This window comes from Microcoleus sp. AT9b-C3 (assembly GCF_036705485.1).
Lineage (GTDB): Bacteria > Cyanobacteriota > Cyanobacteriia > Cyanobacteriales > Microcoleaceae > Microcoleus.
Genome location: NZ_JAUBUR010000039.1, coordinates 1 through 12,002, shown reverse-complemented (window position 1 = coordinate 12,002; position 12,002 = coordinate 1). Strand labels below are relative to the sequence as shown.

The window sequence follows — 12,002 nt, the reverse complement described above, 5'->3', positions numbered from 1 at the left end:
CATCTTGCCTGCCTCTGATGGGCAACAGGCATCTTGCCTGTTCCACCAGCAGAGAGATTATTTGTGGGGCAGGCATCTTGCCGGAGGCCGAGTGATTGATAATATTAGCGGATGTAGCGGAGAAAAACATGGTTGCGATCGCCCCCACAGACACAGAAATCATCATCATCGGCAGCGGCATCGGCGGCTTGACTTGCGGTGCAATGCTTGCCCGATATGGCTTTGACGTGATTGTCTGCGAAAGTCACTCGCTCGCGGGCGGGGCCGCACACGGTTTTGAACGCGGCGGATTTAGCTTCGACTCCGGGCCCTCCCTGTACTCAGGATTATCCTACAGCCCATCTGCCAATCCCCTGCGGCAAGTTTTGGATGCGATCGGCGAAAAACTCCCCTGCATCACCTACGATACTTGGGGTTGCTGCTTGCCCGAAGGCGATTTCGACACATCCGTCGGTGCGAGTCAATTTGCCGAAGTGCTCGCACGACTGCGCGGCGCCGCAGCAGTCGCCGAATGGCGGCAACTCCAGCGCATCATGGAACCCTACGCCAAAGCTGCCACAGCCTTGCCCTCCCTCGCTTTGCGCTTCGATTTGGGCAGTGTTTTTACCCTCGGTCAATTTGCGCCGGCTTTCCTGCAAACTGCTGGCGACGCGATCGCACTTGCAGGCCCTTTCAGCAAAATTATGGACAAAAACGTCCAAGATCCCTTCGTGAAAAATTGGCTGAACTTGTTGTGTTTCCTGCTGTCTGGACTTCCCGCCGACGGAACGATCGCAGCCGAAGTCGCATTCATGTTCGCCGACTGGTATCGCCCCAATGCAGTTTTGGACTATCCGATCGGCGGTAGTGCAGCTTTGGTAAATGCCCTGGTACGCGGTTTAGAGCGCCACGGAGGGCAGTTGCTGCTAAATTCCCACGTTGCAGAAGTTTTGGTGGAAAACAACCGGGCTGCGGGCGTGCGGCTGCGATCGGGCAAAATTATTCGATCGCACAAAGCCGTCGTCTCCAACGCTTCCGTTTGGGATACGCTGAAACTGTTGCCTGAAACCTCAGTCCCGCAAAGGTTTCGGCAACAGCGGCAGGCGACGCCCGAGTGCGACAGCTTCATGCACCTGCATCTGGGAATTGATGCTGCCGGAGTGCGATCGGACTTGGCTTGTCACTACATCTTCGTCAAGGACTGGGAACTGGGCGTTACAGCCCCTCAGAACGTCGTTCTCGTCTCGATTCCCTCCCTGCTCGACCCCGACCTCGCGCCTCCGGGAAAGCACGTCATTCACGCCTACACGCCCGGAAACGAGCCTTACGATTTGTGGCAAAAGCTTGATCGCACCAGCGAAGAGTACAAGCAGCAAAAACAAGTGCGCGCCAAGGTAATGTGGGAAGCCTTAGAGAGAATTGTGCCCGATATTCGATCGCGCTGCGAAGTCACCTTAGTTGGCACACCGCTCACCCACGAACGGTTTTTGCGCCGCCATCGCGGTTCCTACGGGCCCGGAATTCGGGCGGGTAGCGGCTTGTTTCCCGGGCCGACAACACCTTTAGCTGGGCTGTTTTGCTGCGGAGATTCAACGTTTCCGGGTATCGGTTTGCCGGCTGTTGCTGCTAGCGGTGCGATCGCAGCTAATACGATCGCACCCTTGCACAAGCATTTGGAAATGATGCAGGATATTGGTCTAAAAAATTAGACTTATTGTCTAATTTTTTGAAGGATTGGGCAACCGCAAATTAACCCAGATTAACGCAGATTAACGCAGATATTTTCCTGATTGTTTGGGAATGATATCGTTTCCGGTTGCATCGGAATAATAAAATTGAGTCAACAGTTAAGACTCCACCATTCAGTTTTTCGACCTGCCCGTTAACAGTCAACAGTCATTAGTTAACAGTTAACAGTCAAAAATCACGAACGGTGCAACCGTCCGTGATATTATTGTCGAGGCGATCGCACATTTTTCTGCCCGGATTTTCAATCAGCGGACTTTTAACAGATCATCAAATTTGGTTGCCAAACTTTGATACAATCGGTCAAATACGACCTAAATCTGTCAGCATAGACATACATAGTTCGATCGCAAAGAGGCCACCGTGCAACCCGTAGACTTTACAACTTTAACCGCAGCTTGCAGCGAACTGCGAGCCCAATGGCTGCCAGCGCGCTTAGAACAAGTCTACCAGCGCGATCGATTCACGGTGTCCCTAGCCCTCCGCACCATGAAAGGGCGCGGCTGGATTGACCTTTCCTGGCATCCTGTCGCCGCCCGCATCTGCGTCGGCGACCCCCCGCCCCGCATTCCCGACACCTTCACCTTCAGCGAACAACTGCGGCACCAACTCAGCGGTTTAGCCTTAGTTTCCATCGCCCCCGTTTCCCCTTGGGAAAGAGTCATCGACTTGCAATTCGCCAAACGCCCTGGAGAACCAGCCCTCTGGCACCTGTACGCCGAAATCATGGGCAAATACAGCAACGTCATCCTCACCGCCCAAGACAATCTCGTTGTCACCTGCGCCCACCAAGTCAGCGCCAAACAGTCCACCGTCCGTCCCATCCAAACCGGGCAACCCTACGAAATGCCCCCGTCTTTGACCGATGCAGTGCCGAGTCTGAGCGAATCTCAAAACCGCTGGCAATCACGAATTAGCCTGGTTCCCGGCCCATTAAACCGCAATCTGTTGAAGAATTACCGAGGGTTGAGTAAGGCTTTAATTGGGTCAATGATTCGATCGGCTTCTTTAGACCCCGAACAATCCACCGACAGCCTCAATCCCGACCAATGGCAGCAACTATTCCAGCGCTGGCTGTACTGGCTGCAATGCCTAGAAAACTCCAAATTTCACCCGAGTTTTACCCCCGAAGGCTACACCGTCATCGACTGGCCGACACCCCATATAAAAGAGGCAGAACCTGCAAACGAATCTAACTCCTCTGTTCCTTCTTCCTTCTCTTCGGTTCAAGAATTACTTAACAGCTACTACACAGGCGAAATCAATCAAGAAGTATTCGCCCAACTGCGGCATCAGCTTACCCAAAAACTCAACAACGTCCTGGCAAAACTGCGCCTCAAAGCCAACACATTTAAAGAACGTTTACAGCAATCTGCAGACGCCGACACCCACAAATCCCAAGCCGACTTGCTGATGGCTTCTTTGCAGCATTGGGAACCGGGAATGAAATCAATTTCTCTCCCCGACTTTGAAACCGAAAAACCAGTTATCATTCCCCTAAACCCAGAAAAAAACGCAGTTCAAAACGCTCAAGCCCTCTACAAAAAACACCAAAAACTTAAAAGAGCCCGCATAGCAGTAGAACCTTTGTTAGCCGCCGTACAGGAAGAAATCGACTATTTAGAACAAGTTGAAGTCGCACTTTCGGTGTTGGAAACCTACCGCAACACCCAAGATTTGCAAACCCTCGCCGAAATCCGCGAAGAACTTATCCAGCAAAAATATCTAGACGTACCAGATTACCGCAGTACCGACAAAAATGCTGCGATCGAATTTCACCGCTACCAAACCCCCAGCGGCTTTGAATTATTAATCGGGCGCAACAACCGCCAAAACGACCAACTCACTTTTCGCACCGCTAACGACTACGACTTGTGGTTCCACACCCTAGAGATTCCCGGAAGTCACGCTTTGCTGCGTCTCAAACCCGGTACTGTGGCTGAAGAAACCGATTTGCAATTTGCCGCCGACATGACTGCTTACTACAGTCGCGCCCGCCACAGCGAACAAGTTCCGGTGGTTTATACAGAACCGAAATATGTATACAAGCCGAAAGGTGCTAAACCTGGTATGGTTGTATACAAGCAGGAGCGGATTGTCTGGGGTAGACCGCAGCAAGCTCCTGCTTGATTTATACAAGGTGAGAAAATAGTCGATCGGCAATCGAAACCTGGTTTCTACACAAAATAATATCATGTCCGGTCGATTACCCTGATTCCTGTAGGGGCGGGTTCACCAATAATATTTGCCCCTAACGGACAATCTCACAAACCCGCCCCAATGGTATTATGGGCGATCGATCGGACATGATATAACTGGTTTGGTATCGATAAACCTACGCAAAAACCGGGTTTTTGAAGCCCCTTGGATTATACAAAGTGACCGAAAGTGCGATCGTCCCCTAAAAATTAAAAATCGTCTGTCATGTAAAGTTTTATTACATAAAGTTAAATTTTGTTGTTATAATACCACTTAAGAGAGATGATATTTATTTTAGAACCCTTTGCAAAGAAACGTGCAACTTGGGTTTCCTCACTGTGAGAAAAACACTGTGGGAACACAACACAACGGATTTAACTATTTGTGCAGACCAGCTTTAGCAAAAGCTGGTCGTTTTTGTTGAAACCTTAAACCCAAGCGCGGAAAATTTTAAATTGGCGATTTTAGATTTTAGATTAAAACTGCCAATCTAAAATCTAAAATCTAAAATCTAAAATCCCCAAGGGTTGCTCCTAGAAAGTAAACGTCGTTCTGACAACCCCAATCACCAAATCAGAATTATTCTTATTGTGGTCAGGAGCAGTCAGCCAAATCAAACCAGGAGTGACAGAAATATTGTCGCTCAGCTTAAACTGATAAAAACCTTCAAGGTGCAGCGAAGTATCCTTATCTTCCGGCAAAGTCCGATTAGTAGAACTCGTCACCCGCGGCTCCATACCTACCAGAATTCCCGCCACATTTCCTTCTTTCAACAAATCGGGAAAAGCCAAAGTAACTGCCCAGTTCCAAATTTTTTGGTCTCCCCGCTGTACAGAACCGGTAGGAGTAGCTAAGTTGGATAAAATGCGCTGGTTGGTGTAACCCGCCCAACCGCCAATTGCCAATCTCCGGTTCAACCGCCACGAAGCTTGCGCGCCGTAGGAATTACTAGAAACTGGCAGATTGCTATCGCTTTCGAGTCCGAAGGAACCGAGACGCGCCGGGAAATTAGAAGCATTGCTGCCTGTACCAGTAACAAAGTTGTAGGAATTAACGTAAGTTAAACCTAAAGCCATGTTGTCGTTCGGTTTAAAAGTCAACTGAGCCAAACCGCCGTAAGAACCGTTAAACAAACCATTTCCCCGCGTCGGGTCCGCAGCATTGCCGGCCAAATATCCCAAACTCAGTTCGAGTTTTTCCCCAAACTGATGCCGCAGAGCGATGCCAGAACCTGCAGTCAAATAGTAAATCGGGTTGCGAGTACCGAAGTTAGAAAGAGCGCCGTAGCTGCCGTCTCCGTCAAAGTAAGGGTTGACAGTGTTGGTAAAATCATCAGCAGCGCCGGCGTTGGCTTCTAGAATTACAGTAGTGCTTTTGCCGAGAGGGAATTGGTAAAGCAGCGCATCTAAACCTACTGTATTGCTAGCCTCGCCAAAAGGTCCCGCATTAAACCGCAATTCCCCTTCAGCAGTTTTCGTATTATTAGTAGAAAACGAACCCAAATTTAAAACTTGCAATCGAGTTCTCAGCAAATCTTTTCCAGAAAAAGTCGTGTCAAAATTGAGACGAACCCTGCTGCCAAAAGCCGTGGTTTTATCAGCTTCGCGACCCTCGGCATCATCTCCCCTGGCGATACCCGCCAAACCAAATATCACTTCGCCGTTGAGTTTAGTCGTAGTCGAAAACTGATTTGCCTCTAATTCAGAGGTACGTGCTTCCAAAGCATCGACGCGGCCGCGCAAAGTTGCCAATTCCGCCGCAAATTCTTCTTGCAACCTTTGCACAGAAGCCAAATCTTCTCGCGTCGCCAGATTTCTGGAACCGCCTTGAATCTGCTCGCTAACTTTATCCAAACACGCATTTAAACCTGCTGCAAACTCATAGCGAGTCATCGCCCGGTTGCCGCGAAAAGTGCCGTCAGGATAGCCAGCTATGCACCCGTAGCGCTCTACTAGAGACTGCAAAGCTTGGAACGCCCAATCGGTTGGTCGAACGTCGGAAAGTTGTGACACAGATGTTACTTGACCGGCCGCATCTTCGCTGCTACTGCCTTCTGTGCTGTATTGGTTGATTTGTTCTAAAACATTAGACTGTGCTTGAGGTTGGGCACTTGAATCAGTGGATTGCGAAATCTGATCGGGCTGTGCGGCGGGTTTTTCTGCGTTTAAATTAGCCAGTGGTGCGGGGGGTTGCGTTTCGCTTAAGTTTGCGGGCGCTACTGCGGGAATTTGCTCCGCGACAGGTTGTTCGGGACTTAAATTTGCGGGCGCTACTGCGGGTTTGGTTTCGCCTAAATCTGCTGCTGCAACTTCCGGTGCTTTTGCTTGTTCGGCAACTGGGGCGCTCAAATCGTTAGTGAAGCCCTCGTAGAGGTTTGCACTTTCTTTCTCAATAGTTTCAACAGTTGATTTACTAGCTAGTGAGGCTGGTTCGGCTGTCTCAGGCTTTGCCGTCTCAGACTTTGCCACCTCGGTTGCAGCACCTGCTAATTGCAATTTATCAGCTTGAGCTGTCGCAGCAATTTCTACAGGTTTCTCTGCTGCTAGCGCCGTCGAAGATATGACTAAAGTTGCTGCCAATACACCCGGACTAACTAAAAGTCCCTTCCACAAAAATTTGGACATTTTTTCCTCACACCACATTAGGGTCGATCGCCGATTCCGCAGATTTAGGCGATCGCAAATCACCTTCAGTATTCCGCCTAATAGTATTTCTTGTCAACAATCGGAGAAATCACTGCCGGAGAGTACAGTTTTGCTGTGGTTGATTTGACAAAAACTCCGTTTATTCCCAAAATCCTTGGTTTGACCTAGATACCTAGATAGAAACCTGGTTGATGGCTAGATATTGCGTAAGTTGATCCCTCAGTAAGACTAATATTGACAGCACTGGCGCTAACAAATCGTTTGATCGGCTACAAATACAAGTGAAAAAACTCAAATACGCCCTAGTTCACGAATGGTTGACACCGTTAGCTACTGGCGGTTCAGAACTCGTAGTGCAGGAAATCCTCAAACACGTAGACGAGGCAGATGTCTATGCCCTCATCGACTTTGAATCAGCCAATCCCGAAAGCTATCTTTTTGGGCGACAGATTGGCACAACATTTTTGCAGCACTTTCCCGCAGCCCGCAGTGGCGTCCAAAAATATCTGCCATTTCTGCCGATCGCGATCGAACAACTAGATCTGCGAGAATACGACATCATCCTCTCATCATCCCACGCCGTCGCCAAAGGCATCCTCACCAGTCCCCAGCAACTGCACGTCTGCTACTGCCACACACCCATGCGCTACGCTTGGGACTTAACTTTTGACTATTTGCGTAGCAGCAAAGCCGGACGGGGCATCCAGGGTCTGCTGACGCGATATTTGTTGCATCGACTGCGGCAGTGGGACGTAATTTCCGCCAATCGCGTTGATTATTTCATCGCTAACTCTCAACATACTGCGCGCCGAATTTGGCGCTGCTATCGGCGGCGGGCCCAGGTGATTTATCCGCCGGTAAACATCGAGCGATTTTCCTTGATGCGGCAAAAACAGGACTTTTACGTCACCGTTTGTCGGTTGGTAAGTTACAAAAACGTAAGTGCGATCGTCCAAGCATTCAATCAACTCGGGCATACTCTAATTGTCATCGGCACCGGGCCAGAACTAGAAATGATTCGGCAAATCGCCAAACCCAACGTGCAAGTGCTCGGCTGGCAGCCCGCCTCCATAGTTGAAAAGTACATGGCAGAGGCGAAAGCCTTTGTCTATGCAGCTTGCGAAGATTTTGGCATAGCTTTGGTAGAGGCTCAAGCTTGCGGAACACCAGTAATTTCCTATGCAGCAGGGGGCGCTTTGGAGACAGTGCTCGACATTCGCCAACACCCAGAGACAGGGACTGGTTTATTTTTTTCCTCCCAAACCGCAGCAGCATTAGTCAAAGCTGTCGAGGAATTTGAGCAGTTGCAAGGCAAATTTGAGCCAGAAATCTGCAGGTTGCGCGCTGAACAGTTTGCCCCCGAAGTTTTTGGGCAGCGCTATCTAGCTTTTGTGGAACGCTGCTATCAGGAATTTCACTCCCGTGATTTTACCGAGTCTGGGGCTTGAGAGTGCCACAACCCGATAGCGGGACAATCTTCCTTCTGCCTTTGTATAAGTGCCTTCAGAAGCCCTCTGCATAAGTGCCTTGTGCCTTTTTCATTCTGACGCCAGAAGCCCTCTTCCTTCTTCCTTCTGCCTTTTGAAGCCTTCAGAAGGCAGAAAATTGAGTATTGGAAACATAATTGAGAGAACAAAGCGTCTTGAGGCTTTATGATCAGGACTGTGTGTGGTGTGAAGTGAAGGAGTAAGATGACTGCCGACAGCCAACTAATCTCCGGCAAGGTAATTCGAGCGATCGCAAGACGCGGTTTTGGGTCTGTCCTGCAAGGAGATAGACGCATAAGTCGTTCTCTACAGAACCTCGACGGAGAACTTTTCAAGCGGTTATTTGACATCCTGTTTTCCTTATCGGTTCTGATCCTGTTTGCTCCGGTTTACCTGCTTTTGGCTTTCTTAATCGCCTTAAGCTCGCCCGGTCCTATTTTTTACGTACAGGAACGAGTAGGCAAAAACCGTAAAAGGTTTTATTGCCTTAAATTCAGAACGATGGTGGAAAATGCGGACGATATATTGCTAGAAATCATGGAAAATTCTCCGCATTTGCGTCAAGAGTTTGAGGACAATTTCAAGCTGAAACAAGACCCTCGAATTACCTGGATTGGAAGATTTTTACGAATGACCAGTTTAGACGAGTTTCCCCAGTTTTGGAATGTTTTAAAAGGAGATATGAGCGTCGTCGGACCGAGACCTTTAGTTGAAGAAGAACTGCCGAGATACGGTAGTCACATCAACAAAATTCTCACCATAAGGCCTGGAATTACAGGCTTGTGGCAAGTGTCCGGTCGCAACGACATTCCGTATCCCCGCCGAGTCCAAATCGACCTCTATTACGCAAATGACAAAAACCTTTGGATGGATATGTGGATTGTTTTCAAAACAATTGGAGTTGTGATTTTTCCCAAAAATAACGGCGCATACTAATTTTTGTCCGCAGTCAGCAATCGGTAGTTAGTTTTATTTGTTACTGACCACTGATGCTGACTACTGACAATCCGCGACCAACTCTTTGTCAAAACTAAACAGTTCCTTGATGCCGATCGAAGAATTGTGAGCTTAACTAAAGGGGCAAATACTTAAATAAACCTACCTCTTATTCGTCTAGAAAGATCGGTTCTTCTAGATAGACTACTTTAGGTTTAGGTGTTAAACTTAACTCTATAACCTTTGGCTTAAGGGGGATAGCCTACTTATCTTGGGATAGCCCAGTACCCAACAGCGTAGGAAGTAAACTTCAACTGGCTTTAGGTAACTAAAGTTAAGTTTGAGTAAGTTTTATAAAGCAGTTTGAGAATACGGCCGGCAGGGAGCAACAGCCTCTGCCAAAAAATTTATTGTGAATTAACACAGCCTGTCACAGGAAAATCAGATGACGCAACGCAAGCGAGCGCTAATAACAGGTATTACAGGTCAAGACGGCTCCTACTTGAGCGAATTACTGTTAGAGAAAGGATATGAAGTTCACGGCATTATCCGGCGCAGTTCTAGTTTTAATACCGATCGAATTGACCACATCTATGTCGATCCTCACAGCGAGGGTGCGCGCCTGTTTCTACACTACGGCGACTTGACGGACGGCACCACTCTCCGCCGGATATTGGAAGAAGTTCAGCCGGTAGAAATTTATAACTTAGGCGCTCAATCTCACGTTCGAGTCAGTTTTGACTCCCCGGAATATACCGTTGACGCAGTAGGGATGGGAGTATTGCGGCTGCTAGAAGCAATTCGGGACTATCAGCACCGCACGGGCATAGAAGTGCGGTTTTATCAAGCAGGTTCTTCGGAAATGTTTGGCTTGGTGCAGGAAGTTCCGCAAAAGGAAACAACTCCTTTTTATCCCAGAAGTCCTTACGCCTGCGCCAAAGTTTACGGGCACTGGCAAACAATAAATTATCGCGAATCTTACGGACTTTTTGCCTGCAACGGCATCTTGTTCAATCACGAATCTCCCCGCCGTGGCGAAACTTTTGTAACTCGCAAAATTACTCGCGCCGTTGCCAGAATAGTCGCCGGCAAGCAGAAAAAGATTTACTTGGGCAATCTCGATTCTAAGCGGGACTGGGGCTATGCTAAAGACTACGTGCGGGCGATGTGGCTGATGCTGCAACAAGACAAACCTGACGATTATGTCATTGCTACGAACGAGACTCATTCCATCAAAGAGTTTCTAGATTTGGCTTTTACTTACGTCAATTTAGATTGGCAAAAATATGTAGAGTTTGACGAACGCTACTTGCGGCCAGCAGAAGTCGAACTGTTGATTGGGGATTCGACTAAGGCGCGCCAGCAATTAAATTGGGAACCTTCTGTAACTTTTCAGGAGTTAGTACATTTAATGGTAGATGCTGACATGAAAGCTTTAGAGGAGCAAGGTCGAGGTTCGGGCAACGGATTTGATTAAGTCGCTAAACCAAGCCGTCAGTGCGAACAATTTGTAGGGGTAGTGCCCCCTGTATACCCCAATTGGCGAAAGGCTTCCTCGCGCCGGGTTGCCCCTACACAGAGTTTACAACTGATGAGAGGATTGTTACAGGTATTAGCGCGATCGGCATTCAAAGAACCCGCTTAATTGCTCGCAAAATTTTCGGCTGTGCGGGCTAAAAAAAACATTAAAATGATAGTTGAGGAGTCGCGACCCCTATATCTAACTTTCGGGTGTGCACGGCGCAAATTGTCCCTATCTGCTGCAGCTAAAACAAATTTGTGGGCAACCTCATCCTTTAGCTGAAAGCTTTTTTTGCTAAAGCAACAATTTTAGAATTGAAATTGTCGATCGACCTTTATTCAAAATCCCGAGGCTAAAATTATGACAAGCTTGGATTTAAGCAGCAAACGCATCCTAGTCACGGGCGGCGCAGGTTTCTTGGGCCGTCAGGTAATCGACCAGCTAGTGAAAGCAGGGGCCGATGCTGATAAAATTGCAGTTAGTCGATCGCGCGACTGCGACCTTCGCGTCATGGAAAACTGCAAGCGCGCCGCCGAAAAACAAGATATTATCATTCACCTCGCCGCCCACGTCGGCGGCATCGGCTTAAACCTAGTCAAACCCGCTGAATTATTTTACGATAATTTGATGATGGGCGCGCAACTAATCCACGCCTCCTACGAAGCAGGAGTCGAAAAATTTGTCTGCGTAGGCACCATTTGCGCTTATCCCAATTTAACCCCAGTTCCTTTCAAAGAAGACGACCTGTGGAACGGCTATCCCGAGGTAACTAACGCACCTTACGGAATTGCCAAAAAAGCCTTATTAGTGCAACTGCAATCCTACCGCCAGCAGTACGGATTCAACGGTATCTACTTGCTACCAGTAAATTTGTACGGCCCAGAAGATAACTTTGACCCGAAAAGTTCCCACGTCATCCCCGCATTAATTCGCAAAGTCTACGAAGCGCAAGAAAGGGGAGACAAAACATTGCCCGTTTGGGGCGACGGCAGCCCTAGCCGCGAGTTTTTGTATTCCACAGATGCCGCGCGGGGAATTGTGATGGCAACGCAAGATTACAACGAATCTGATCCGGTTAATTTGGGAACGAATAGTGAAGTTAAAATTCGCGATTTAGTGGAAACGATTTGCGAATTGATGGGATTTGAGGGAGAAATTGTTTGGGAAACAGACAAACCAAACGGTCAACCGCGCCGCTGTTTGGATACCCAAAGGGCTAAGGAAAAGTTTGGTTTTGTGGCGGAGGTGAAGTTTAAGGAAGGATTGAAAAATACGATTGATTGGTATCGAAAACACGCAGTTTAAGTGTGAAAAACCCGGTTTCATGAAGAAACCGGGTTGTCTTAGGAAAGGTGGTGAATGGCAGTAAATCAGCAGAAAGAACTTTTTAGTAAAGCTGGCTCTTCCTTACTTAGGGCTTGCTGAATAAGTTAGAAAAAATCGCGCTCGCGTAGCTAACCGCAGACATCGCACTTGATGGGCAATTCA

General features: G+C 48.3%; 7 protein-coding genes. 6 read left to right on the top strand and 1 reads right to left on the bottom strand.

The window, feature by feature from the left end:
* The first annotated feature begins 128 nt into the window (after positions 1 to 128).
* Complete coding sequence (locus QUB77_RS26125) at positions 129 to 1,688, top strand: NAD(P)/FAD-dependent oxidoreductase (RefSeq protein WP_333178935.1); 1,560 nt, start codon at positions 129 to 131, stop codon at positions 1,686 to 1,688.
* A 400-nt stretch (positions 1,689 to 2,088) separates the two neighbouring features.
* Positions 2,089 to 3,855 carry an NFACT RNA binding domain-containing protein gene (locus QUB77_RS26120; protein ID WP_333178832.1) on the top strand — a complete coding sequence of 589 codons (1,767 nt, stop codon included), beginning with the start codon at positions 2,089 to 2,091 and terminating at the stop codon, positions 3,853 to 3,855.
* Between the two features lie 602 nt (positions 3,856 to 4,457).
* Here the strand turns inward: QUB77_RS26120 and QUB77_RS26115 are convergent.
* A complete protein-coding gene (locus QUB77_RS26115; RefSeq protein ID WP_333178829.1) occupies positions 4,458 to 6,548 on the bottom strand; it encodes an iron uptake porin in 2,091 nt (696 codons plus the stop codon).
* Positions 6,549 to 6,850: 302 nt separating this feature from the next.
* Here QUB77_RS26115 and QUB77_RS26110 point away from each other — a divergent pair, with 302 nt between their 5' ends.
* From QUB77_RS26110 to QUB77_RS26095, 4 genes are all read left to right on the top strand, one after another.
* On the top strand, positions 6,851 to 8,017 hold the full coding sequence (locus QUB77_RS26110) for a glycosyltransferase (RefSeq protein WP_333178827.1): 1,167 nt from the start codon (positions 6,851 to 6,853) through the stop codon (positions 8,015 to 8,017).
* Between the two features lie 243 nt (positions 8,018 to 8,260).
* Entirely contained in the window at positions 8,261 to 8,992 is a 732-nt protein-coding gene (locus tag QUB77_RS26105) for a sugar transferase (protein ID WP_333178824.1), read from the top strand.
* 445 nt (positions 8,993 to 9,437) lie between these two features.
* Positions 9,438 to 10,469, top strand: a complete 1,032-nt coding sequence (gmd, locus tag QUB77_RS26100) for a GDP-mannose 4,6-dehydratase (protein ID WP_333178821.1) — start codon at positions 9,438 to 9,440, stop codon at positions 10,467 to 10,469.
* A 405-nt stretch (positions 10,470 to 10,874) separates the two neighbouring features.
* Positions 10,875 to 11,819 carry a GDP-L-fucose synthase gene (locus tag QUB77_RS26095; RefSeq protein ID WP_333178818.1) on the top strand — a complete coding sequence of 315 codons (945 nt, stop codon included), beginning with the start codon at positions 10,875 to 10,877 and terminating at the stop codon, positions 11,817 to 11,819.
* Positions 11,820 to 12,002 lie beyond the last annotated feature (183 nt).

What these genes read in the sequence shown, in the direction of transcription:
- QUB77_RS26125 (WP_333178935.1), top strand. Translation starts at nt 129, where the DNA reads ATGGTTGCGATCGCCCCCACAGACACAGAAATCATCATCATCGGCAGC.
- QUB77_RS26115 (WP_333178829.1), bottom strand. Translation starts at nt 6,548, where the DNA reads ATGTCCAAATTTTTGTGGAAGGGACTTTTAGTTAGTCCGGGTGTATTG.
- QUB77_RS26105 (WP_333178824.1), top strand. Translation starts at nt 8,261, where the DNA reads ATGACTGCCGACAGCCAACTAATCTCCGGCAAGGTAATTCGAGCGATC.
- gmd (WP_333178821.1), top strand. Translation starts at nt 9,438, where the DNA reads ATGACGCAACGCAAGCGAGCGCTAATAACAGGTATTACAGGTCAAGAC.
- QUB77_RS26095 (WP_333178818.1), top strand. Translation starts at nt 10,875, where the DNA reads ATGACAAGCTTGGATTTAAGCAGCAAACGCATCCTAGTCACGGGCGGC.